Below are 24,063 nucleotides of genomic sequence, written 5' to 3'. Positions count from 1 at the left end.
AACCACCTGTTAGCCGGCGTTGCTTCTTGTCAGATATTGCAGGCTGAACATGCCTGCGGAATCTGTCCAGACATGCTGCACAGCTAAACCCGCGGTGGCGGCGAGCGCGGCAAAATCCTCGAGCGAATACTTGCAGCTGTATTCCACCAGCATAGCCTCGTCTTCGCGGAACAAGACCTGCAGTCGACCGACACGTACACGTTGTTCCCGCTTGCTCACGATATACGTTTCGATGCGCCCCGCCATCGCGTTGTAGCGCGAGCGGTGGCGGAAAGCACCAAGCTCGAAGTTGCAGCCCAGTTCGCGGTTCAGACGCGTCAGCATGTTGAGCGTAAACGCCTCGGTGACGCCGGCACGATCGTTGTAGGCCGCCTCGATGGTGGCCCGATCTTTCTTCAGATCCGCGCCGACCAGGATGCCGCCGTTGTCGCCCATTTCGCCGCGCATCTTGCGCAGCAACTGCGCCGCTTCGCGTTCTTCGAAATTACCGATCGTCGAGCCGGGAAAATAGAGCACGGTGCGGCGTGGTGCGCGCGGTGGAACCGGCAGCCGCAGGGGACGCGTGAAATCGACCGACAGCGGCTGGATAGGCAATTCCGGAAAATGTTGCGCCATGCGCTGCATGCCCAACCGCAACGGTTCGGACGAAAGCTCCACCGGCACCCACGCCACTGGCGTCGCCAGATGTTCAAGCAGCAGGCGTGTCTTGATCGCGTGACCACTGCCGTATTCAACCAGACGAACATCGGGTCCGAGTACCTCGGCGATGTTGGCCGCGTGTTCGCTCAACAACGCGATCTCGGCACGCGTTAGGTAATACTCCGGCTGTTCGCAAATCTGCTCGAACAAGGCGGAACCCTGCTCGTCGTAGAACAACCACGACGGCAATCGCTTGGGTTGCGAACGCAACCCGCGCTGGACAACTTGCAACAGTGCATTATCGGGAGGACGCTGTTCGTCCCGTACAACATAAGCTTGCACACTCATCGGTCCTGTCCCAAGCGGATGCCCGCGAATTGCCAGCGGGCATGGGGCGGAAAGAAATTGCGGTAACTGGCGCGAATGTGTTCGCGCGGTGTTGCGCAGGAGCCACCGCGCAACACCCACTGACCGTTCATGAATTTGCCGTTGTATTCGCCCAGGGCACCGGGCAGAGGTTTGAAACCGGGGTAGCTCACATAAGGTGAGGCTGTCCATTCCCACACGTCGCCATACATTTGCTGCAGACCATCGTCGTGGGCTGCAGCGGCGGGATGGAAGCGGTGGCGTTCCTGGAAATTGCCTGTGACTTGCAGGCCAGCCGCGGCATTTTCCCACTCGGCTTCAGTAGGCAAACGCGCGCCGGCCCAGCGTGCGAACGCATCGGCTTCGAAATAGCTGATGTGGCACACCGGCGCCTCGGGCTCCAGCGTGCGAATACCCGCAAGCGTGAATTCGCTCGACAGGTCTTCTTGCCAATAAAGCGGCCGCTGCCAGCCTTCGCGTTGTACGGTCGCCCAGCCGTCGGAAAGCCACAGATTGGCCTCGCGGTAACCACCCTCGCGCACGAAGGCGAGGTATTCGCTGTTGGTTACCAGGCGGTTGCCGAGCGCGTGCGGAGCAAGCCACGTTCGATGACGAGGCGTCTCGTTGTCGTAGGCAAAACCATCGCCATCGCGATGACCGATCTCGACCGGCCCTTCCCGACATGCCAGGAAGCGCATGGGCAACGATTTGCTCTCGTCCACCACGCTCGGTAAATCACGATAAACAGGGCGCAATGGATTGCACCAGAACGCATGCTTGAGGTCGGTAAGCAAAAGCTCCTGATGCTGTTGCTCGTGATGCAGGCCTAGTTCGATCCGTGCAGCAAGCGCAGCATCAGGACCGGCCGCGATAAGCTCGCCTACCGCTTCGTCGATACGTGACCGGTAATCGCGAATGTCGTCCAGCGTCGGCCGCGACAGCAGACCGCGCTGCGGACGCGCGTGCATCGGACCTACCGATTCGTAATATGAGTTAAACAAGTAATGCCACGCAGGATTAAGCGAACGGTAAGCCGGATCGTGTCCCAGTACGAACTGCTCGAAAAACCAAGTGGTATGCGCCAGGTGCCATTTGCCTGGACTGGCGTCGGGCATCGATTGGACCATCAGATCTTCGGGACCCAACCCGGCGCAGAGCGCCAGCGTCTGTCGACGAATGCGCATGAACCGCGCAACGCTATCCTCGGTATGTACTGGGAACGTGGAGACATTCATGGCACAGGCACGATCTGGACGGACTTGCTGCGATACACCTTGTGTGGGGTGGACCAAGGGGCGATCATAATCTCTACCATGCCGCAAACATCGTTCATATTGTGTGATGCGTGTATGGCGGGAATATGGCCGCGGCGATAGTTCAAGCGATTGCTGCACATCCACACAGCATCGAGGTGACTTTTATGAAACCCGTCATTTCTGTACTGCTGACTTTGACCGTTGCAATAAGTGCGGGATCGCTACTGGCCCAATCGGCCCCGGCAAGAAGCACTTTGGCCTACGGGGACTGCATTCGCATCGATCAGATCAACGAGTGGCATGTGGTGGATTCAAGAACGGCCATCGTGCGCACAGGCCCCTACCAGCGCTATCTGCTGACCCTGCAAGCCGATTGCCAGAAACTAGGTATTGGCAACCCCGGTTTGGTTTTAGTACCGAGCAGGTCCGACAAAGCTACGGGTAGCCGTATGTGCGGCGGAGTAGGTGAAAAGGTGCGCGCCAGAAATCAACCTGATTGCGCGATTCAGTCGATTAGGCTGATCGGCGAAGACCAGTTCAATAGCTATCGCGCAAAAGCCCAATACCATAGCGTGAAGACGCAACAGCCCAGCAAGAATCCCTGAGCGGATCATCGGGACAAAAGACAAAGAGCCCGGCATGGCCGGGCTCTTTGTTTCTACGCGATCAAGCACCGATCAGTAACCGGGGGCGGGACCGATATAGCGCGTCTCGTAACCGGGGGACGTCACCACCGTGGTGACCACCGGCGCGCTCTGGTAAACCACGGTACCCGGTGCGTACACCACGGCCGGCGGTGCGGCGTAGTACACCGGCGGACCAGCAACCGCACCGGCCACCAGGCCAGCCACGGCACCGCCGACGATGGCGCCTGCGATCCAGCGACCGCCGCTCCAGTAACCGCCACGGTAGCCATAGCCGCCGTGGTAATAACCACCGTGATAGCCATAACCACCACCGTGCCAACCGGGACCACCCCAGCCGTGCGCAGATGCGCCAACCGGCAGAGCCACAGCCGAGGCAAGAGCCAGGCCGATTGCAACGAACTTGCCGACACTACGTTTGGACATGACACATCTCCGTCAAGATGGCTCAATGTTCGGGCCGGCGCGCTTAATCTGTACTGAAGCGTTTCATTTCTTTACACGGGCGCCATCCCAGGGATTTACCTCGCCCTCAGCTGGGCGCAGCCGCAGCAGCCAGCAATCGTGAATATTTGCGCGCCGCGAAAAATCGAACGGGATACTGCCGCCTCCCCAGTTCTCGATCGTCAGGCGTTCTTCCAGCCCGGCGTGATCGAGTGTGAAACGACGGAAGTTGTTCGAAAACACGATGACGCCATCGCTGCTAAGCCGGTCCGCGCAAGCCAGCAGCAGCTTGACGTGATCTCGCTGCACATCGAAATCATCGGCACGTTTGGAATTTGAAAAAGTCGGCGGATCGACGTAGATCAGACCGTAGTGGTCGCGCGAGTGCTGTAGGAAGCCGGTGGCATCCGATTGCACCAGACGATGTTTCGCACCGGAAAATCCATTCAGCGCAAGATTGCGCGATGCCCATTCGAGGTACGTGCCTGACAAGTCCACACTGGTGGTATCACGAGCATTGCCGGCGGCGGCGTAAACGCTAGCGGTGGCGGTATAGGCGAAGAGGTTGAGAAAGCGCCGACCCGCAGCGAGCTCACGCAGCTTCGCGCGGACCAGCCGGTGATCGAGAAACAGACCAGTGTCCAGATAGTCGTAAAGATTGACCAGGAACTTCAGGCCGCCCTCTTCCACCTCGATGAATTCACCGCGCTGATCGAACTGGCCGTATTTGGAACCGCCCTTGCCGCGCTCGCGGGTTTTGAGCGCGATGCGTGCACGGGGTGTCTCAAACACTTCGCCGGCAACACGGGCGATCTCGCGCATGCGCGTCTTCGCCACCTCGACGGGAACGTCGGCAGGTGCCCGGTATTCCTGGATATGCAAATGCGTTGCGCCGGCGGTATCGGCATACACGTCGATGGCTGCCGCGTACTCAGGCAGATCCTGATCGTAGGCGCGCCATGCATGAATACCTTCGCGCTCCAACCGCTTGCTCAGATGTTTGACGTTCTTCTCGAGCCGGTTCTTCAGCATCTGCGCGCCGGATGAAAGCGGCGCCCTTTCGCGCGGCGTGTCGTCGCGCGGATGGAGTTCGAAGATCAGCAGTACGGTTTCGAGTGCACCGTTATACAGCGCGTACTTCTTTTCAGCACGCAAGGTGGTGGCACGCCCCAGTTCGGCATCGCCTGCGAGAATGGCCGCACGCCAACCGGTGAAGCGATCGCGCAATGTTTCGCCGAGCATGCGATAGAGCTTCGGCATGCTTTCGCGATCGCCGAGCCGTTCGCCATACGGCGGATTGGTGATGACCAGGCCGTTGGTCAATCCGGGCGGCGGCGCGACGTGTTGCGCATCATGGCGATCCAAAGTGAAGAAGCCCGCCACACCGGCTTCCTGCGCGTTCCGCTTGACCGTCTGCACCATGCGCGAATCGGCATCGGAACCAAAGAAACAACTGCGCAACGCAGGCATTCCGGCTTCCGCACGCTTGCGCGCCTCGTCGAGCAGGCCGCGCCACAGCGGAATGTCGTGCTGCTTCCAGCCGAGGAATCCGTAATACGAACGACGTAGACCCGGCGCGACGTCGGCCACCATCAGTGCGCCTTCGATGAGCAAGGTGCCCGATCCGCACATGGGATCGAGCAGCGCGCCGCCTTGCGCATAGATCGCCGGCCAACCCGCGCGCAGCAACATGGCCGCGGCAAGGTTTTCCTTCAGCGGCGCCTCGCCTTGCTGCTCGCGCCAGCCGCGGCGGTGCAAGGGGGCGCCGGCCAGATCGATGGACACGGTGGCGCGATCGCGCCGCAGTCTCAGATTGATGCGAACGTCAGGCTCTTCCGTATCTACGCCGGGACGTTCCTGGCCGCGCTGCCGGAATTGATCGACTACGGCATCCTTTACTCGCTGCGCGAGAAACTGACTGTGTGAGATCTTGCTTTGCGTCGTATTGGCATCCACGGCCAGCGTGGCGTGCGGCGCCAAGTGTTCCGACCAGTCGATGGCCTGCACACCGGCATACAACGCTTCGTCGGAAGCGGCGTCGAATTCAGCCAACGGCAGCAGGATGCGGCTGGCCAGGCGCGACCACAGGCAGGCGCGATAGGCCGTCTCGAGGGTGCCGGAAAACCGCACGCCAGCGAGCGCTTCGTGCACGTCCGTTCCACCTAGAGCCATCAGCTCGTCGCGCAACAGGTATTCCAGCCCTTTGGGGCAAGTTGCAAAAAAAGGACTCAAGCGCGTTTCGCCAGCTGTTCCAGGAAGAGGCCGAACTGTCGGCCGATGGCATCGATATGGGCGCCCAGGCGATGGTCGTCCTCCAGCACCAGCAAGGGTAGCTGACGCCGGCCGGCGAACTCGTAGATCTCGTCGAGCGGACAAACGTCATCCTGCCAGCCATGAATCAATAGCGTAGGGACATCCAGGCGCACATCGAACGCCAGATCGTTACCCGGGATCAGCGCCGGCGTGGCCAGCAGGAACAGGCCGGCTACCGGCAGCTCCAGCGACACCAACCCGGAGACAAACGAACCCATGCTCGAGCCCACCAGCACCGGCGGCGCGCTGCACGCGGCGATTCGCTCATGCAGCCGCGCGATACGCGGCGCCACCGAGCCTGCATGCCCCAACGCATCGTCGGCGCGGTAGTCCGGGCGTTCGCTGCTCCATCCCATCGATTCGGCGATCTTCGCCAGCACGCTGACCTTGGTGGCATCCGGACCGGCGTCCGAGCCGTGGGAAAGTATGACGTGTCCGGGCATGACGGCCTCCATGAATGTCGCTCAATAAGACGCGCATGATAGCCCTCTGGATGTATTCAATGTCTCCACACCTCGCTTAAATGCGCGCCACGCGTTGAACGACCTGCCTATGCGAGACTGTCTGCATGCCTATGCTGACCATTCACGACCAGCTCCTGCCCTATGTCGCCAAACTGCCCGGGCGCCCGGCCAGCGCGGTCACACTGGTGGTGATTCACTGCACGGAATTGCCCGACCTGGCGACGGCCCGCGAATACGGTGAAAAGGTGCTGTACGAAGACGGTACCGGCAACAGCGGCCACTACTACATCGACCGCGACGGCGCGGTATATCGCTATGTACCCGGCACGCGCGTGGCCCATCAGGTGCGCGGCTACAACCCATCATCGATCGGTATCGAATTGGTCAACCGTGGGCGTTATCCGAACTGGTTCGATTCGCAGCAACAACGCATGACCGAACCCTACACGGCAGCACAGGTCGTCTCGCTGCGAGCCCTGCTTGCGCAGTTGCGCACGGACTACCCGAACCTGCACGAGATCGCCGGCCATGAAGATCTGGACATCGCCCGCGTGACGGCTAGCGATGATCCCAGCAAGGAAGTGCCCCGCAAGCTGGATCCCGGCCCGCTGTTTCCCTGGGCCGAGGTACTGGCGGGCAGCGGTCTGAAGCGGATTGGGACGGGCCAATAGTCCAGCGGTATCGGACGCCCCCTATAATCGCGGGCCACTCTTACACCATCCTGGGTCGGTCACATGCGGGACGCACACGTCAATGAACTGGTCGAGCTACTGCAGCTCGAACGGCTGGAGGACAACCTTTTCCGCGGCCAGAGCCGGGATATCGGTACGCGCTTCGTCTTTGGCGGCCAGGTGCTGGGTCAGGCGCTCTCGGCGGCACAACAAACGGTTGACCCCTCTCGCGAGGCGCACTCGCTGCATGCGTATTTCTTGCGTGCCGGCGATGTCGACGCACCGATCGTCTATAGCGTCGAGCGGGCTCGCGATGGCGGCTCGTTTTCCTCCCGCCGGGTGGTGGCGATCCAGCACGGCCAGCCTATTCTCAATGGCGCCATCTCATTCCAGGTTCCTGAGAAGGGTGTCGAACACCAGTCCTCGATGCCGGAAGTGCCGGCGCCAGAGGATCTGGAGCCGATGCACCGCGTGCCGCCGCAGGAGCTGGCACGGCTGCCGGTGAAGCTGCAACGCTGGCTGGGCAGCGACGGCCCGTTCGAGTTCCGCCAAGTGTGGCCACGCGATGAGTTACATCCGGCTAAACGGCCTGCCATCCAGCACATCTGGTTTCGCTTGACCGCACCTATCAGCGATTCGGCCATTCTGCATCGCGCCTTGCTCGCCTATGCCTCGGACTTCCATCTGATCGGCACCGCCACCCTGCCGCACGGCATCTCCTACCTCACGCACAACATCCAGATGGCCAGCCTCGACCATGCGTTGTGGTTCCACCGCCCGTTCAGGGTGGACGAATGGCTGCTTTATTCGTTCGACAGCCCGACGGCGCAAGGTAGCCGCGGGCTCGCACGGGGGCAGATCTTCAGCCGCGATGGCCGGCTGATCGCCTCCACCGCGCAAGAAGGCCTGATCCGGCTGCGTGGCGATTGACTACACTTGGAGACCTTAGACAGGCTCTAACATGCGACTTCTTTACACATCACCCCGCCAGGAAAACATTGATCGCGTTATCGCGCTCATGACCGAAAACGGCGTCGAGACCACCGTCACCAACCGTTCCAACTGGAACCGGCCCAGCTATCAACGCTTCAGCTATTCCCAACGCAACGAGAATCGCGACAGCTGGCCGCAGGTGTGGATCAGCCGCGCGGACGATTACACGCGGGCGCGCGAACTGCTGCGCCAGCTGGGTATCGAACCGGTGATCCGCCATGGCGAGATGCTGCAGGCCGAGCGTAACCCCGCCGAATCGATCTACACCCGCCGCGAACATACCGTGACCCGTGTCCGGCGCATCGTGCTGCTGGCCATCCTGGGCATCTTTATGGTGTTGGCGCTGCGTTACCTGCATGTGCTCTGAGAGGCTGCTGAACTAAAAGCGCTTGCCACGGCGACCCGCGAGGGTCATAGAATCAGCCATGCGCTCCGATCATGTCCGTCTGTTCCAGACCCTGCCGCACACCTGCGGCTATTTCGTTGGGCGGACGGCGCAGAATCTGGTGATCGACCCGGCGGCTCCGCAGCTGGATCGGCTGTACGGCGCCGCGCTGGATCACGGCTTTCGTCGAGCGGGCGGTCATCTGTACTTTCCGCATTGCCCAACGTGCCACGCCTGCACACCCTGTCGCATCGATGTGGCGCATTTCACGCTGGACCGCTCGCAACGTCGCTGCCTGAAGCGCAATGCGGACCTCACCGTCACCGAACGCATGGCCGGCTACAACAGCGAACGGCACGTGCTCTATTCGCGCTATCTGCGCACCCGCCATCCCGGTGGCGGCATGGACGACGCCGAAGCCAGCGACTTCCGGCGCTTCCTCACCGCACCGTGGAGCCCCACGGTGTTTCTCGAATTGCATCGGGACGACCGTCTGCTAGCCGTCGCTGTCACGGATGTATGCGCTACCGGCGTATCGGCGGTTTATACGTTCTACGATCCGGACGAACAGGCGCGTGGCCTAGGTACTTTCGCGATCCTGCAGCAGGTGGAACTCGCGCGGCGCCGAGGCATCCCGTGGGTATACCTCGGTTTCTGGATCGACGGTCATCCGAAGATGGACTACAAACGCCGCTTCAAACCGTTGCAAGTGCGTACGGCTGAAGGCTGGGTGGAACTCCGTCGCAGTTGAGCACGCTTTAACTGCTCAAGCTTTCTTGTCCGGAAGTCTGCGGATACGGAAACAGCTTGATAAGCGGTATGGAGATACCGTCATCGCCCACCACACGGCAATGCGTGCGATCGAGCTGGCGCGGATCATCCACCCCGCAACTATGCGCGATGATGCCTACTTCATGCATGACGTTCTTTGCATAGTGCGCAACACGTTCGCTCTTGTCCGTCACCACGAGTCCGCGCTGCAGGCGCGGGTTCTGCGTGGTAATGCCGGTGGGACACGTGTTGCGGTTGCACTGCAAGGACTGGATACATCCCAGCGCCAGCATGAAACCGCGCGCGGAATTGACGAAATCCGCGCCCATGGAAAGCGCCCACGCCACGTCATACGCGGTGATGCATTTGCCTGAGCAGATCACCTTGATGCGTTCGCGCAGACCTTTCACGATCAGCGTATCGACCAGACCCGGCAATGCCTCGTGCAACGGCAGGCCTACGCCTTCCATCAAGGTCTGCGGGGCCGCACCGGTACCGCCTTCGGAACCATCGACAATGATGAAGTCCGGCGCGCTCTCGATACCGCGCTTATGAACTTCGTCGCACAGCTCGTCGATCCACTCCATGCCGCCAAACACCGCCTTGAAACCGGTGGGTTTGCCGGTGAGATCGCGAATATGTGCAATCGCATCCATCAGCTGCTGCACATTGGCGATATCCAGGTGCCGGTTGGGACTTTGCGAATCCTGCCCGACCGGAATGCCACGAATCGCCGCGATTTCCGGCGTCACCTTCGCCGCCGGCAGCAAACCGCCCATACCCGGTTTGGCGCCCTGTCCCAGCTTGATGCTGATCATCTTCACCTGCTTGTGTGCAGCGATCGCCAGCAGTTTCTGATCGTCCAGCTTGCCCTCGGGTGTGCGTACACCGTACTTGGCGGTGCCGATCTCGAACACGACGTCGCAGCCGCCTTCGAGGTGATACGGCGCCAGGCCGCCTTCGCCGGTATCCATCCAGATACCCGCTTTGGCTGCGCCGATAGACAGTGCGCGAACTGCCGGCGCAGACAGCGCACCAAAGCTCATCGCGGAAATGTTGAAGAACGAGGCGTGGTCATATGGCTCGCGCGCATACGGCCCAAGGCGTACCGGCTTGGATTTGACGTGATGATCGCCCAGCGACGGAAAAGCCGCGTTGACGAAGAACGGCACACCTTCTCCGCGCAGATCGCGGGTCGAACCGAAGGCATTGGTATTTTCTGAATTTTTCGCTGCGCGATAGACCCACATACGCTGTGCGCGGTTGAACGGTAATTCCTCGCGATCGCTGGAGTACAAGTACTGACGAAAGAATTCGCCCAGATGCAGAAACCAATAACGGAAATGCCCAATCACCGGATAATTGCGCAACACGGAATTGTGCGTCTGGTTGCGATCGATCACCCAGACCACCGCCACGAACAAGATGGCGATGACCACTAGCATCACAAAGAGCAGTGCAAAGGTCTCTACCAGCACGATCAGCCAATGCGCAAAACCCGTCGATTCCATCCTTGCTCTCCCATCGGCAACGACTGTCGCCGTCGTGATCTCGATACATCGCCGCCGCGCGTCACCTGCGGATCTCTTCGAATTCTACAACTCCATCCGTATCGCTTTCGCGGCACGAATCGCCTTGGCTTTGGCCGCATCGATATCGGTATCGCGCGCCAACGTTACCGCCATGCGACGGCGGCCTTTCACCTCAGGCTTGCCGAAGATGCGCAGCTGGGTATCCGGCTCCGCCAGAGCGTCGGTGATGCCGTGATATCGCGGTGCGCGGCCCTCGCCTTCCAGCAACACCGCGCACGAGGCGGATGGACCGTTCTGGTGGATTACCGGAATGGGCAGCCCAAGGATCGCCCGCGCATGCAAGGCGAATTCGGATAGCTCCTGGGAGATCAGCGTCACCAACCCAGTATCGTGCGGGCGCGGGCTGACTTCCGAGAAAATGACCGCGTCGCCCTTCACAAAGAATTCGACGCCGAACACACCCCAGCCGCCCAATGCGCTGGCAATGGCCTCCGCCTGCCGCTGCGCCTCGGCCAAGGCGATCGGACTCATGGGTTGCGGTTGCCAGGATTCGCGATAGTCGCCGTCTTCCTGGCGATGTCCGATCGGCGCACAGAAGCTGATGCCGTTCTTGTGGCTTACCGTCAACAGCGTGATTTCGTAATCGAATGGCACGAAACCTTCGACGATCACTCGGCCCTTGCCGGCGCGACCACCGGCTTGGGCGTAATCCCAAGCCTCCTGCGCACCCGATGCGTCACGAACAATGCTCTGGCCTTTCCCCGATGAACTCATCACCGGCTTGATCACGAAGGGATAGCCGATCGCCGCCACCGCTTCGCGGTATTCGTCCTCGCTGTCGCAGAATCGGTAGGGCGACGTCGGCAAACCCAGTTCCTCTGCCGCCAGTCGGCGGATGCCTTCACGGTTCATCGTCAACCAGGCCGCGCGTGCGGTCGGGATCACGTGCAGCCCTTCCTTTTCCAGATCCATCAGGGTCGGCGTATGGATGGCCTCGATTTCGGGCACCACCAGATCGGGCTTCTCCTGCGCAATCAGGGCACGCAACGCGGCGCCGTCCAGCATGTCGATCACATGGCTGCGATGCGCCACCTGCATCGCCGGCGCATTGGCGTAACGGTCTACCGCGATGACCTCCACGGCGTAACGTTGCAATTCGATCGCCACTTCCTTGCCCAGCTCGCCTGACCCCAGCAACAGCACCTTCAGAGCATGGTTGGAATGCGGCGTGCCAAACGGCTTCATAGCGATCTCCGGCAAATAGGTCATTGTACCGCCGGGGTTCGGTAGTGCGGCGAAGTAGAGATTTTCAGCGCATCGTTCGATCGCCTTGCGTCTGCACCGCAAACCCAAGCGCGATCCACCCGGCCAAGAACGCCAGACCGCCGATGGGCGTGACAATACCGACCCATCGCATGGCGCCAAGCGCCAAGGCATACAAGCTGCCACTGAACATCACGATGCCAAGTGTGAATGCCAACACAGCGACACGGGATGCCTTTTGTCGACCGAATAGCACGGCAACTGCCAATGCCAAGGCATGCCAGAAGTGGTACTCCACCGCCGTATGCCAGAGCTCGTAATGAGCAGCGTCAAGCGTCGCTCGCAAAGCGTGGGCGCCGAAGGCTCCCAGCAGCACCGCGCTGGCACCGGCGAGTCCAACGAGCACGCCATCGACATGAAGGACAAGTTGTCGCATGAAAGCCGTTCCCCGTCGTGAAAAAGCAATGGAAAGTCGCACGTGGCGTATGCTGATCGGATCTGACTTGGGATTTTTGCATGAAGCCGCCGCGTCTCGCCCACCTGGCCTGCCTCTCGATCGTGTTCATCGCCAGCCTGCTGCTCGCCGCTTGCCACCACGATGAGCCGCCGCCGTGGCAACTCGCGGACATTTCCGGGCATATGCCGGACCTGTCTTTTCAGCTAACCGATGATCAAGGCAAAGCCGTCAGCGGAGCCGACTATCGCGGCAAGGTGACCGTACTCTACTTCGGTTATACGCACTGCCCCGATGTATGTCCTCTGACGCTGGCACATTTGCACGTGGTGATGCAGCGCCTCGGCAAACTGTCTGACGGAGTGCGCATCCTTTTTGTCAGCGTCGACCCGACACGCGATACCCCTGCCGTGCTGCACGACTATGTCTCGGCCTTCGATTCGCATGCTGTCGGACTTACCGGCTCACCCGCCGACATCGAGGCGTTGAGCAAGCGCTACCGTGCTGCGTTTACCCGAGAGCCGGGCAAGACCGATGGCAGCTACGATGTCAGCCACAGCTCGGGCATCTATATTTTCGATGGCAATGGCAAGGTGCGCCTGCTCGCCACACCCGCCGATTCGCAAGACAAACTGGTACACGATCTGCATTTGCTGTTGAGTCCTGGAGATGCAACGTGACACCTCGCGCCCTAGGTTTTCTACTGGCCACCAGTTTGCTTCCGACCGCTGGCTTGCACGCCGCACAGGCCGATCATGTCACCGCCAGTCATGCGTGGATCCGCCTGCTTCCAGGCGACTTGCCGGCTGGTGGCTACGTGACCTTGCAGAACAACGGCGCCACCGCCGCAACGCTCGTCGCCGCGCAAAGTGCAGCGTATGCATCCGTGATGATTCATCAGAGCCTGCAGGAAACAGACGGCACGAGTCGCATGGCGATGATCGGGCGCCTGATGATCCCGGCTCATGGCGACATGTCGTTGGTGCCGGCGAGCTACCATCTGATGCTGCAGCAGGCTTCTCATCCATTGAAGGTTGGCGACAGCGTCGACATCACACTTGATTTTGCGGATGGCAGCCGGTTGCCGGTGCACTTTCTGGTTCGTCCGGCCAACGCCGTCGATACAAACTAAGCGGGCACTCGGCGCACCCTGTATAAGGCAGACCGTTGATGCGTGTATTTGCCGTCTCTGATCTGCATCTGGACTATGCGCCAAATCGCGAGTGGCTGGAGCAGCTGTCTCTGCGTGAGTACCGCGGGGATGTCCTGATACTTGCCGGGGATATCTCCGACAAGCTCCCTCTTCTGGCAGAAGGCTTCAACACACTGATGCGACGTTTCGCGTCCGTGCTTTACGTGCCCGGCAATCACGATTTATGGATTTCTACCGATGGGTTGCGCGACTCATTCGAAAAATTCGCGGCCGTGCGCGAAACCGCAACCCAATACGGCGTTCGCATGACGCCATTTCGTCACGATGATCTGGCCATCGTGCCGTTGCTTGGCTGGTACGACTACTCGTTCGGCGAGCCCGATGGTTTTCTCAAAAGCGCCTGGGTTGACTACCGCGCCTGCCGATGGCCGGATGGCTACGACGATGCGGCCGTGACGCGCTTTTTCACCGAACGCAATCCCGACGCGTCGTCGCCGGAGCTGGAAGGGGCAAGCAAGGTCATCACCTTCTCGCACTTTTTACCGCGCATCGATCTTATGCCGGATCGTATCCCCAGCCGGCACCGCAAGATCTATCCGGTCCTAGGCACGACCATTTTGGAAACGCAAATACGGCAGCTGGGATCCAGCATGCATGTCTACGGGCATAGCCACGTGAATCGGCATATCACGCTGGACGGTGTTACCTACATCAACAATGCGTTCGGTTATCCGGCGGAAGCGCACTTTACGGGGCGCCGGCTTGTCCACATCCACACGGTACCCTAAGAGCCGCCAGCAGCTGCGGTATCGATCAGCGTTTGCGATGTGCGCGCCTGACGCCGAATACGGCCACTGCGCGAGAGCCGCAGCCATTGCCGCATCGCCAACAAACCACCGATGGTCTCGATGGTCGCCGCCGGCACCCAAATGATGATGCCGCCGATCAACTGACCGGTGAATACGTTGAAATTGAAGGCGCGACCGCAGATCTCGAAGATCGGATAAAGATCGGCCTTGGAAAACGTAATGATGGCGCCTGCCAGAATCTGCGGCGCCATGGTGATCCCCGGCGATAGCACCCGTAGGCCGGGAATCATGCGCCCTGGCGGGCGTGGTCGATGATCGAGCACCAGCCACCAGTAGACGAACCCGCTAACGATCATCGACCAGTTCATGAAGCGATAGATCCGCCAATCGAGCATCGCCATGGTCTGCATCGACGGCACCAGCCAGATCAGGACGAACGCCACGAACAGGATGGTCGCCACCACCGGATTGAGCAGCACCGCTCTCACCACGCGCCACGGCCATGAGCGCCATGCGGGACGCAAGAGATGAACGCGCCAGCTTAGCGGCACCCCCGCTCGCAATACCGAGCCGGGATAGGACGCCATGATCACCAAGGGCGCAATGTGATGCAGCAGCAATTGCTGGATGCGATGCATGAAGAATTCATGCTCGGCGTAGAAATCGAAATACGTTTGCAAGCTCAGATAGACAATCGCCATGCCCACCCAGAACGCCAAGCGACGTCCAGTACTGACGTGCAACGTGCGACTGCCGCGCCAGTACAGCACGCAGGCGCCCAGGAACGTCGCGAGAAACACCCACGAGAATTCCCAGGGAACGATCCATTTCAGCAAGCCAGCTATCATCGACCCGACCTACACCGCCCATCGACGGCCATAGTCCAGCTTAAATCACGGCATATTCCGTCCGGTGGCCGCGTATTGCGACATATTGCCACCTTCACGTGCGCTGGCGCCGGTTGCGCCGCGTGCGGCGCCAGCCATACAACAAACCTAATAGGGTGATCATCATCGGCAGCAGCACGATATTGATTACCTTGAGCCGCGTTCCCAAGGCATCGATCTCGGCATTGAGCTGGTGCTGCACATTGCGCAATTCTTTGCTTATTTCCAGCTCGCGCTGCAAGAACTGCTCGATCTCGTGCTTCTGTTCCGTACTGGTCGACGCCTCGCTCGCGCCCTTTGCCGGCTGCAGTTCACCGAGTCGTTGTTTGGTGTCGGCTAGTTCGCTTTCCAGCTCCTGCTTCTTCTGCAGAAACTTTCGGTCGGCGGCGCGCTGCAGCGCCAGTACGCGGGTAAACGGACGCTGCGAGCTGGAGCGGCTGCGGATGGAAAGTAACGCTGAAGAACCGCTGAGGTTATCAACCAGATTAGTGATGAACTCGCCGTTGTCGGCGAATGCAGTGAACATGGGCTGACCCAGGAACGACTGGGTCTCCACCCATAGACGGTCAGTCAACAGATCGGTATCAGCAACCAGAATCACTTCGGCATTGTTTGGCGATGCCGCCAGGTGACCCGGCCGCTTGGCCAGTTCCGGAAAGGCGCTGACGAACGGACCGCGCAAACGCGCCGCAATCACGTAGTTCTGATTTTGTGGCTGATAGTTCTGCAGCAAACTGGAAGGATTGTTGCTCGCCTCGACGACGCGCTGGGTCGGTACGACCTCGGCATCGGCACTGCTCTGTAACAGCGGCACCAATCGAGTATCCGCATTGGGCAGAAGATCGAAATGACCGGCCGAGGAAACGTTGATGCGCTGCAAACTGGCAGTCACGACATCGTCGCGATTGAGTTCCTGCGCCCCCAAACCGAGCATCGCCGGATGAGCAAGGTTCGCGCCGGCGAGTTCGATCTGCAGCGCACGTGCGCGGTCCAGCACAATCTGGTCGGGATTGTAGGCAACACCCCAATCAGCAAATAGGCGCGGCAGATTGGAGCTATGGTTATTCGTGGCGCTCGTTACATCATCCAGCAGGGGCGTCGGATCGGACTCCGCGAAGGGGTCGACGAAAACCGCAAGATGCCCTCCGCCAAGCACGTACTGATCCAGCGCATATTGCGCATCGGTCGGCATGTTCTTGGGATGGATCAGCAGCAAGACCTCGATGCTCTTGTCGATGCGCTTGAGTTTGCCCTGATCAAGCATTTCCACATCGAACAGCTGCTGCAACTGACGCATCACCGTCCACGGCTGCGTGCCCTGTACGGGATCACCCATGACGGGAAGACTGCTGATCACGCCGATATGCGGCTTTTCCGGCTCGCTCAGCTGATACAGCAGCTTGGCAATATCGTATTCGAGGAAAGTCTCCCGAAGCGGATCGAAGAACGGAATGGGCAGTGTGCGATCGACAGGCTTTCCATTGGTATCGTCCGGCAGGTCGGCCATCAGATCCAATGCCGTGTCCCCGCCCGACGGCGGACGTGTGGTTCCGACCACGCCGAAAAAAATACGCTCGCCATTGGTGCCGCCGTTTATCGGCGTCAAGCCGTTGCCCTCAGCGCTCGCTTCGTCGTCGGAATAAGGCACCGGATCGACGACCTGCAGGTGGATGCGCCCGTGCGAACGAGCGACCATCTCCTGCAGCATTTCATTGACGCGTTGCTCGTAACTGCGCAGCTGCGGCAGATCGCGGGTGGCATGCTGGGAGAAATACAGCGTGAGCCAAAGCGGACGGTGTGCGCTGTCGATGATCTGCCGGGTTCCCGGCGAGAGCGTGTAGAGACCATCCGCGGTGAGGTCGAATCGCTCCGGCACGAGCCAGCGGCTGGCAACTAGTGTGATGGCGCCATAAGACACGATCAGCACGATCAACGCACTGAGCAGAAGGGTGCGGCGGCGCAAGAACGAATGAGCCATGATTCAGTGGCTCCGCTTCAGATCGAGCACCAGTACACCGGCGGTCAGCCATGCGGCGATGGTGAGCACGAAATACAACAAGTCGCGTACATCCAGCACACCGCGTGCGATCGCCTCGTAATGTCGCAACATAGACAAGTGAGCGACGCCGTTCACCAACTTGCGCGGCAACGCGCCCTGGAAGAAATCCAGCACTTGCGATTGACCGGCCAGTATCAGCAGCACGCACACCACGGCGGTGAGAATGAATGCCACGACCTGACTGCTGGTGAGCGTGGACAGGCAGGCGCCAATGGCAAGGAAAGCACCCGCCATCAGCCAGCTGCCGATGTAGCCGGCGATGATGATGCCGTTGTCCGGTGAGCCGAGATAGTTGACGGTAATCCAGATCGGAAAGGTCAGTAGCAGCGCGAGCCCCACGAAAAACCATGCCGCCAGAAATTTGCCGAGCATGGCCTGCCACAGGGTCACGGGCAATGTCATCAACAGTTCCAGGGTTCCCGACTTGGCTTCTTCGGCCCACATACGCATCGACACTGCAGGCACCAAGATCAGATAAAGCCAGGGATGCATCGCGAAAAACGGCTGCAGATCGGCGATGCCGCGGTCGTAGAAATCGCCGACATAGAAAGTCAGGATGCTCGACAGCACCAGAAAGATCACCAGAAATACGTAAGCAACGGGCGTCACGAAGTAGCTGCGCAGCTCGCGACGCATCACGGCCATCGTGGTGCTCATGACGACACCTCCGCTTCCGCGCCCAAAGTGATCTGACGAAACACCTCATCCAGACGTCCGCGCTCCAGCTGGATCTCGGATACTTCCAAACCCTGCTGCCGCAGCAGTGTTTCCACCGGCTCCAGGATCCGCTCGCCAGGCATGGGGAAAACCGTGACGCGACCATCCAGGGGATCCACTTCGATCCCGGCGACTTGCGGCAATCGCCCGAGCATTTCTTGCGAAATCCCGCTGCCGGCGGCGCTGAACGACACCGCGCCGTGATAGCGCGAGCGTGCTTCCAGCTCTGCGGGTGTCGCATCCGCCCGCAATCGTCCGCCTGCAATGATCACCACGCGATTGCACAGCGCGTGCACCTCCTCAAGCAGATGCGTGGAAATCAGAATGGTGCGCTCTCGCGCCATCGCGTCGATCAGCTGGCGTACGGTGTGTTTCTGGTTGGGATCGAGGCCGTCGGTGGGTTCGTCGAGCATCAGCACCGGCGGATCGTGCAGGATGGCTTGCGCCAGACCGACACGTCTGCGTAACCCCTTGGACAAGGTATCGACGCTGACATTCAGCGCACCTTCCAGCTGCAAATGGCTAACGACTTCGTCGAAGCGGCGCCGGCCGACGTCAGAGCGCAATCCGCGCATGCGCATGATGAACACTAGAAATTCGCGCACCGTCATTTCGCCATAGCTCGGTGCGCCTTCGGGCAGGTAGCCGAGTGCGCGCTTGGCTTTGAGCGGCTCCTTGCGCACATCGTGACCACAGACGCGCGCGGTGCCAGCGGTGGGAGCCAGGAAGCCGGCAATCATGCGCATCGCCGTGGTCTTGCCGGCACCGTTGGGACCCAGCAGGCCGAGTACCTGGCCGGGTTCGGCGTAGATGCTAAGCGCATCCACCGCAGTCAGATAGCCATAGCGCTTGGTGAGCTTGTCGGTTTCGATCATGTCTGGTGGTGTAAAGCCCTGCTCGCGCACGATGCTGCGCGGTTCGCATGGCAATGTACCGCAAGCACGGGGCAAAGTTCGCCGAGCACGGCAACTGACTGCATCACATACGGACATAAAAAAAGCCCTCCCCGAAGGGAGGGCTTTGGATATCGATGCAAGCCTGCTGCTTAGTGGGCCGGCGCGGCGCTGGTGCTGGCCGGTGCAGGAGCAGTACTGCTCGAAGCCGGTTGACCGTTTGCATTGATCACGCCCGGCTGCTTGATGCCGGCCTGCTGATCAGGTGTCTGCTGCGGCAACGTACCGCCGTCGGCGGAATCGCTGACCGGCAAGTACACGGCGTACTGGGCGTACGTGGTGATCGCACCGCTTGCGTCCTTCACTTCCGGCTGGGCCAGAATGTCGTACAGGCGATTGGTCACTTCGTCGTACTTGTAACCATGCGTCTGAGCGTATGCCTTGAGCATGTCGCGGGTCTGCGGCACGCCGGCGGCGGTACCGTTCCACGGTGCTTCCAGAGCCGGACCACCGAACGCCAGAGTCGCACGCACATTGTTGTCGATGATCAGGCGGCCATAACGATCCTTGCTGCCGGGCTGATTGTTGTCGGCATTCGCCGGCGCAGCGGCGGTGCTGCTCGAAGCCGGAGCACCGTTATCCAGCGCCGGCGGCGTCGGAGCGGTCAGCTGAACGCTCTGGCCGGCCACCGTAAGGCTGCCAGAATCGATCGGCTCGGCCACATCGAAGGTGTAGGTCTGGTCGCCGTAGTTGGTGGTGAAGATGATGCGCTCACCGGTGGTGTGCACACCCAGCTTCTTGGCGGCGTCCTGGATTTGCTTGATCGCAGCGTCAGTCGCTTCGTTCAGGCCATCCAGACCATCCTTGCGCTTCATGGAGGTGGAGACGATCAACACAGGCGTCGGCTTGGTCTGCACGATGTACGGAACAAGTGCGCTGTAGTCGACGTTCTGTACACCCGCCAACACGTTCTGCAGATTGTTCAGGCTGTACTGGATGAAAGCATCCGGCGCGCCGTGGATGTACATGTTGGAGTAACGGTCGAGGATGTTGAAACCGTAGCTCACGTCATACGACCAGGTGATCTTGGTCAGCTTGCCGGTGTTGCCCTGGCGAAGCAGGTCCAGCGTGAAGTGTTTGTCGCTACCGCGCCAATCGTTGTCGACGTTCCAGATGACCTGGGCGCTGTTGACCGTGGTATCGATCTTGTCGAATTCCGGCTGTGCGCTGGCGATGGTCAGCTTGCCGGTGCCGACTTTGAGATCGTCACTGCTCCAGCTGATCTCGGAACCGGGGCCATAGGCGTTGCCGGAGATGGTGTACTGGGTCTTCGGATCGTACGCGCGCAGCACGCCGTAATCGGGGAAGGTACGGAAATTGGCCACCACGTCATAGACCTGGCGCAGATCTTTGCTAACCACCAACGAGCGCTCAACGTGGCCGCTGCCAGGCATGATGACGCCCACCACGACGCCAACGACGGCGACGATGATCAGGGCAACGATGAATTCCAGAACACGCGTCATTCCAGGGGTCTCCGAGACGTCTCTCTAATGCAGTAGAAAGCGCAGGTCAGAACTAGACCGTCAGGGATGGCTTTCCCTTCGGGGAAACCGCATCAGACGGGGGTTCGGCCGGCGCCTAAGCTGCCGATGGTACTTGCTCGCGGGCAGGAACGCTACGGGCCGCGGAACCCCGCGGCCACGCTGCTGCGCAGCATTCCCGAATCAGCTGCACGAAACGGATAGTTGCTAGACGATGCCCAATTCCAGCGCCTTGAGAACGGCCCGGGTGCGATCGCGCACACCGAGCTTGGAGAGGATGTTGGACACGTGATTTTTCACGGTGCCCTCCGCCACCTTCAGCGAATTGGCAATTTCCTTATTGCTATAACCGCCGGACAGCAGGCGTAGGATCTCGGTCTCGCGCTCGGTCAGCGGATCGGGCTGCTCCAGGCTGGTGAACTGGTTATGGATGCGTCCAACGCCCGCCAATAGACGCTGGGTCACCATCGGCGCCACGAGCGAGCCGCCGCTTGAGACGGTGCGCACGGCTTCCACCAGCTGCTCCAGCGACACATCTTTGAGCAGATAACCGCGCGCACCGGCCTTCAGGCCCTGCAGCACGAGCTGGTCGTCATCGAAGGTAGTCAGGATGATGGTCGGCGGCAGTTCGTTGCGCGCCGAGAGCGCCTGCAACACCTCGAGGCCGCTCATGTTGGGCATGCGTAGATCCAGCAATACGACGTCCGGCTTGATCCGCGGAATATCCTGCACAGCCTGTACGCCGTCGGCACATTCGGCCACGACACGGATGTCCTCGGCCAGATCAAGCAGGGAACGCACACCCTGGCGAACCAGGTTCTGGTCGTCGACGAGACAAACGGAAATCATTGCGGATCCTCGCAGCGTGAGTGGCTCATCGCAGGCCACATGCGTACAACGAACAAAGCATTCTTGCAGGCCATCATGTGAGGCTCAAAGCGGGTGGCTCGAAACGTGACGGGGTATGCGCCAACACGGAAGGTTCGCCCAAAGGCAAACATACGTCGAGGATGAAACCCTGCCCCACCCCGCTGTTCATCGACACGTCGCCGCCGAACTCGGCCAGCCGCTCGCGCATACCGGACAGGCCGTTGCCAGGCAGGATAGCGGTCGTGCCGCGACCGTCGTCGCGCGCATTCAGGCTCAGCAGGTTTTCGTCGTTATAGGTAAAGCTCAGCCATAGGTTGCGCGCGCCGGCGTGTTTTGCCGTATTGGTGATGATCTCCTGCACGCAGCGCAGCAGCACCTGCGCCCGGCGCGGATCTTCCACGCTGAAGCGGGGTGGAATGGCCAAGTGCACCCGCAAGCTGGGCACGCCGTCAATCAGGCTCTGCAAGGCTTGGGTGAGGTCGATTGCGTCGTCCTGTCGCAACTCGCTGACGGCTTCTCGCACGTCGGCCAGCAACAGACGCGCGGTGCTCTGCGCCTTGCGCACGTGCACGGAAGCCGCTTCGTTGCTGAGATGGCTGGCCACCTCAAGATTGAGGCTGAGCGCGGTGAGATGGTGACCGATCAGATCGTGCAGTTCGCGCGCAATGCGCATGCGTTCGGCAATGCGCGTCGATTCGGCAAGCAACGCGCGCGTGGCTCGCAGCTCGGAATTCAGTCGCCGCTGCACCTCGCGCTCATCGGCTTGCTGGCTGGCGACGGTCGATGCCACGAAGCCGAGCAGCGCGTAAGCCGTGTAGATGATCGCCTGCAACAGCGCCAGCGTAATGCTGTACTTCAGCTCTGGGAACGTAGCGAACACCACGGCAAGGCATAACGTCTGCAGCACCATCCACGCCACGCCGATCCAGAACGGCACCAGCCACGGCAACACCACCGACACCACCACCATCAGAATGGCCGAGAGCCCGCTATGGCTGTACCAGCCCACGATCAGCGCTGCTGCAGTCATCAGCAGCAGGCCGAACAGGCGGGCGCCGACGTGGGTGCGCGACCCTAGGTTGTTGGTCACCAGCAGATACAGCACGCCAAAGACCAGATAGAAAAGCGTAAACAGCAACAGGGCAAAATTGGGCCGGTGCAGCAAATCCAGCCGCTCGGTCGCCCAGGTGGTGAACAACGGCGTGCCGTCGCACAAGTAGGCGATCAGCCCCGTGATGCGCAACAGCCGGATGTGATTGAAATTGGTCATCGCCATGCCACGCATGATAGGCCCGCGCCGATGCCGTGTAATGCGCGGGAAGTCATCCCTTTCCAAATATCTGCAGAAGCGGCCGCTCCGTTCGTTACGCCTGATCCTGGCCCTCAACCTCCGGCTTTACAAAGCTTTTACATGCCGCAATACGGGATGTACCGCCTGATGGCACATGCCATAATGCGCCTCGAGCTGGGCCGTCAGTCGGTCTCAATCTAGCCACCACTCACTGCGGAGCAACGAATGGCCCTTGCCATCCGCGACGTGCGCGAGCACGACCTGGACGCCGTACTGGCACTCAACAACACCGCCGGTCGTTCCATTCTGGTCCTGGATGCGGTGCAGTTGCGCTACTTCTACGACCACGCCGATTACTTCCGGGTAGCCGAGATCGACGGCCAACTTGCCGGTTTCCTGATCGCCCTGCGCGATGGCAGCGACTACGCCAGCCCCAACTACCGGTGGTTCAGCGAGCACTACCCGTCTTTCGTCTACATCGACCGTATCGTCATCGCCAATGCCTATCGCCGGCATGGCCTGGGCCGCATCTTCTATTGCGACGTGAACAGCTTCGCCGAAGTGCGTGTGCCGCTACTGACCTGCGAAGTGTTTCTGGAGCCCTGCGACGATGTGGTCGTGCTGTTCCACGGCACCTACGGCTTTCAGGAAGTCGGTCAGCAGCGCATGGGCGAACACGGTCCGCAGGTGAGCCTGCTGGCCAAGGATCTGCCCAGCTACGCCTTTGTGCGCGACACCTATCTGGAACACGGCGGCCTGCCCGACCTGCCTTGGCTGGCTGGCCGCAAACCTCACTTAGCCGATCATCACTCCACATCGCGCCGCCTCGCCGGAGAGCGGCGCTCATGAATGCAAAAATGGATGCTTCCGACGCTTGTGACCTGCGCTTCGGGCAGGTTGGTATTGCCTGCGTGCGCGTACGACGGCCCGATGCGGCGGCTCTGTGCGAGGAGCTGGAACGCCGCGTGCGTGCTGCCCCGCAGCTGTTCTCGCGTGCGGCGGTCGTCCTTGATCTAAGCCATCTGATCAATCTGCCTGATGACGGTATCGTGGACGCACTGCTGGAGGCCGTGCGCAGCGCTGGCATGCTGCCAGTGGGCCTCGCTTACGGCACCAGCGCGACCGAAGCGCTGGCGCAACGTATGGGCTTGCCGTTGATCGCCAAGTTCCGCGCGGCCTACGAGCCCGCCGATGGCGGCAGCATCGCGCCGCTCACGCCAAGCGCCACGCCAGCAGCCGAGCCAAAGCCGGCGCCTGCACCTGTGCGCGAACCCGTGCTTGCTCCGTCGACAGGCATTACCGGTGCGCAGCATCACGATGGCACGGTGCGCTCGGGCCAACAGATTTATGCACGCGACCGGGATCTCGTGGTGACAGGGACCATCGCCAACGCGGCGGAAGTGATCGCCGACGGCAGCATCCATATCTATGGTGGCCTGAAAGGCCGCGCCATGGCCGGTGCGCAAGGCGATGTGAAGGCACGTATCTTTGTCTCGGACTTCCGTGCCGAACTCGTTGCCATCGCCGGTCATTACCGGGTGTTCGAACAGATTCCCAAAGACCTGGAGGGCCAGTCTGTGCAATGCTGGCTCGAAGGCGACAAGCTGCTGATCGCGCGGCTTTGAATTACATAATGACCAAGACT

Annotated in this window: 25 protein-coding genes; 10 read left to right on the top strand and 15 right to left on the bottom strand. The window is 60.7% G+C overall.

Annotated features, from left to right (window positions below; translation table 11 throughout):
• Positions 1-9 precede the first annotated feature (9 nt).
• Together egtD and egtB are read right to left on the bottom strand one after the other, a co-directional pair.
• The gene (egtD, locus tag QQL64_RS01850) at positions 10-987 is read right to left on the bottom strand and encodes an L-histidine N(alpha)-methyltransferase (protein WP_284395442.1); all 978 of its coding nucleotides are present in this window, start codon (positions 985-987) and stop codon (positions 10-12) included.
• The gene (gene egtB / locus QQL64_RS01845) at positions 984-2,240 is read right to left on the bottom strand and encodes an ergothioneine biosynthesis protein EgtB (protein WP_425603841.1); all 1,257 of its coding nucleotides are present in this window, start codon (positions 2,238-2,240) and stop codon (positions 984-986) included. The genes egtD and egtB overlap by 4 nt, the downstream gene beginning before the upstream one ends.
• Before the next feature lie 185 nt (positions 2,241-2,425).
• Between egtB and QQL64_RS01840 the strand changes: the two genes are divergently transcribed.
• A complete protein-coding gene (locus tag QQL64_RS01840) occupies positions 2,426-2,866 on the top strand; it encodes a DUF6491 family protein (RefSeq protein WP_284395441.1) in 441 nt (146 codons plus the stop codon).
• Positions 2,867-2,938: 72 nt separating this feature from the next.
• On the opposite strand, the gene QQL64_RS01835 is transcribed toward QQL64_RS01840, so the two are convergent.
• The 3 genes from QQL64_RS01835 to QQL64_RS01825 form a co-directional block, all read right to left on the bottom strand.
• A complete protein-coding gene (locus tag QQL64_RS01835) occupies positions 2,939-3,331 on the bottom strand; it encodes a hypothetical protein (RefSeq protein ID WP_284395440.1) in 393 nt (130 codons plus the stop codon).
• 63 nt (positions 3,332-3,394) lie between these two features.
• Positions 3,395-5,581, bottom strand: a complete 2,187-nt coding sequence (gene rlmKL, locus QQL64_RS01830) for a bifunctional 23S rRNA (guanine(2069)-N(7))-methyltransferase RlmK/23S rRNA (guanine(2445)-N(2))-methyltransferase RlmL (protein WP_284395439.1) — start codon at positions 5,579-5,581, stop codon at positions 3,395-3,397.
• Positions 5,578-6,105 carry an alpha/beta hydrolase gene (locus tag QQL64_RS01825; RefSeq protein ID WP_284395438.1) on the bottom strand — a complete coding sequence of 176 codons (528 nt, stop codon included), beginning with the start codon at positions 6,103-6,105 and terminating at the stop codon, positions 5,578-5,580. Before QQL64_RS01825 ends, rlmKL begins: the two co-directional genes overlap by 4 nt.
• 125 nt (positions 6,106-6,230) lie before the next feature.
• On the opposite strand from QQL64_RS01825, the gene QQL64_RS01820 reads away from it, so the two are divergent.
• The 4 genes from QQL64_RS01820 (at position 6,231) to QQL64_RS01805 (ending at position 8,926) form a co-directional block, all read left to right on the top strand.
• Entirely contained in the window at positions 6,231-6,797 is a 567-nt protein-coding gene (locus QQL64_RS01820; RefSeq protein ID WP_284395436.1) for an N-acetylmuramoyl-L-alanine amidase, read from the top strand.
• Positions 6,798-6,860: 63 nt separating this feature from the next.
• Complete coding sequence (gene tesB, locus QQL64_RS01815; RefSeq protein ID WP_284395433.1) at positions 6,861-7,727, top strand: acyl-CoA thioesterase II; 867 nt, start codon at positions 6,861-6,863, stop codon at positions 7,725-7,727.
• 31 nt (positions 7,728-7,758) lie between these two features.
• Positions 7,759-8,157, top strand: a complete 399-nt coding sequence (locus QQL64_RS01810; protein ID WP_284395431.1) for a hypothetical protein — start codon at positions 7,759-7,761, stop codon at positions 8,155-8,157.
• A gap of 58 nt (positions 8,158-8,215) precedes the next feature.
• On the top strand, positions 8,216-8,926 hold the full coding sequence (locus QQL64_RS01805) for an arginyltransferase (protein ID WP_284395429.1): 711 nt from the start codon (positions 8,216-8,218) through the stop codon (positions 8,924-8,926).
• Between the two features lie 7 nt (positions 8,927-8,933).
• On the opposite strand, the gene QQL64_RS01800 is transcribed toward QQL64_RS01805, so the two are convergent.
• The 3 genes from QQL64_RS01800 to QQL64_RS01790 all read right to left on the bottom strand — a co-directional run bounded on the left by QQL64_RS01800 (position 8,934) and on the right by QQL64_RS01790 (position 12,177).
• Positions 8,934-10,457, bottom strand: a complete 1,524-nt coding sequence (locus QQL64_RS01800) for an FMN-binding glutamate synthase family protein (protein ID WP_284395427.1) — start codon at positions 10,455-10,457, stop codon at positions 8,934-8,936.
• 84 nt (positions 10,458-10,541) lie between these two features.
• Entirely contained in the window at positions 10,542-11,723 is a 1,182-nt protein-coding gene (purT, locus tag QQL64_RS01795; protein ID WP_284395425.1) for a formate-dependent phosphoribosylglycinamide formyltransferase, read from the bottom strand.
• A 64-nt stretch (positions 11,724-11,787) separates the two neighbouring features.
• Positions 11,788-12,177 (bottom strand): DUF423 domain-containing protein, encoded by a 390-nt coding sequence (locus tag QQL64_RS01790; protein ID WP_284395424.1) that lies wholly within the window; start codon positions 12,175-12,177, stop codon positions 11,788-11,790.
• An 80-nt stretch (positions 12,178-12,257) separates the two neighbouring features.
• On the opposite strand from QQL64_RS01790, the gene QQL64_RS01785 reads away from it, so the two are divergent.
• From QQL64_RS01785 to QQL64_RS01775, 3 genes are read left to right on the top strand one after another with little or no spacing between them, the layout of a single operon-like run.
• A complete protein-coding gene (locus QQL64_RS01785) occupies positions 12,258-12,875 on the top strand; it encodes an SCO family protein (RefSeq protein WP_284395423.1) in 618 nt (205 codons plus the stop codon).
• Entirely contained in the window at positions 12,872-13,327 is a 456-nt protein-coding gene (locus tag QQL64_RS01780) for a copper chaperone PCu(A)C (RefSeq protein WP_284395421.1), read from the top strand. Before QQL64_RS01785 ends, QQL64_RS01780 begins: the two co-directional genes overlap by 4 nt.
• Positions 13,328-13,365: 38 nt before the next feature.
• A complete protein-coding gene (locus QQL64_RS01775; protein ID WP_284395420.1) occupies positions 13,366-14,136 on the top strand; it encodes a metallophosphoesterase in 771 nt (256 codons plus the stop codon).
• On the opposite strand, the gene QQL64_RS01770 is transcribed toward QQL64_RS01775, so the two are convergent.
• The 7 genes from QQL64_RS01770 to QQL64_RS01740 all read right to left on the bottom strand — a co-directional run bounded on the left by QQL64_RS01770 (position 14,133) and on the right by QQL64_RS01740 (position 22,403).
• Positions 14,133-15,005: a cytochrome c oxidase assembly protein gene (locus QQL64_RS01770; RefSeq protein WP_284395419.1), complete on the bottom strand. Its 873-nt coding sequence runs from the start codon at positions 15,003-15,005 to the stop codon at positions 14,133-14,135. The two genes, QQL64_RS01775 and QQL64_RS01770, sit on opposite strands and share 4 nt — an antisense overlap.
• A 94-nt stretch (positions 15,006-15,099) precedes the next feature.
• Positions 15,100-17,022, bottom strand: a complete 1,923-nt coding sequence (locus tag QQL64_RS01765; RefSeq protein ID WP_284395417.1) for a GldG family protein — start codon at positions 17,020-17,022, stop codon at positions 15,100-15,102.
• A 3-nt stretch (positions 17,023-17,025) separates the two neighbouring features.
• Entirely contained in the window at positions 17,026-17,760 is a 735-nt protein-coding gene (locus QQL64_RS01760; RefSeq protein WP_284395416.1) for an ABC transporter permease subunit, read from the bottom strand.
• Positions 17,757-18,695, bottom strand: coding sequence for an ABC transporter ATP-binding protein (locus QQL64_RS01755; RefSeq protein ID WP_284399592.1), 939 nt, complete (start codon positions 18,693-18,695; stop codon positions 17,757-17,759). Before QQL64_RS01755 ends, QQL64_RS01760 begins: the two co-directional genes overlap by 4 nt.
• A gap of 170 nt (positions 18,696-18,865) precedes the next feature.
• On the bottom strand, positions 18,866-20,239 hold the full coding sequence (locus tag QQL64_RS01750) for an SRPBCC family protein (RefSeq protein WP_284395414.1): 1,374 nt from the start codon (positions 20,237-20,239) through the stop codon (positions 18,866-18,868).
• Between the two features lie 225 nt (positions 20,240-20,464).
• Entirely contained in the window at positions 20,465-21,106 is a 642-nt protein-coding gene (locus QQL64_RS01745) for a response regulator (RefSeq protein ID WP_284395412.1), read from the bottom strand.
• A 73-nt stretch (positions 21,107-21,179) separates the two neighbouring features.
• Positions 21,180-22,403 (bottom strand): sensor histidine kinase, encoded by a 1,224-nt coding sequence (locus tag QQL64_RS01740; RefSeq protein WP_284399589.1) that lies wholly within the window; start codon positions 22,401-22,403, stop codon positions 21,180-21,182.
• Positions 22,404-22,643: 240 nt separating this feature from the next.
• Between QQL64_RS01740 and QQL64_RS01735 the strand changes: the two genes are divergently transcribed.
• Both QQL64_RS01735 and minC read left to right on the top strand, forming a co-directional pair.
• Positions 22,644-23,267, top strand: coding sequence for a GNAT family N-acetyltransferase (locus QQL64_RS01735; RefSeq protein ID WP_284395411.1), 624 nt, complete (start codon positions 22,644-22,646; stop codon positions 23,265-23,267).
• Positions 23,264-24,043, top strand: coding sequence for a septum site-determining protein MinC (gene minC, locus QQL64_RS01730; RefSeq protein ID WP_284395409.1), 780 nt, complete (start codon positions 23,264-23,266; stop codon positions 24,041-24,043). Before QQL64_RS01735 ends, minC begins: the two co-directional genes overlap by 4 nt.
• Positions 24,044-24,063: the final 20 nt, after the last annotated feature.

Source organism: Dyella lipolytica (assembly GCF_030160075.1).
GTDB classification, from domain to species: domain Bacteria; phylum Pseudomonadota; class Gammaproteobacteria; order Xanthomonadales; family Rhodanobacteraceae; genus Dyella_B; species Dyella_B lipolytica.
The sequence above is the reverse complement of the archived record's forward strand: the minus strand, read 5'-3'. Positions and strand labels throughout refer to the sequence as shown.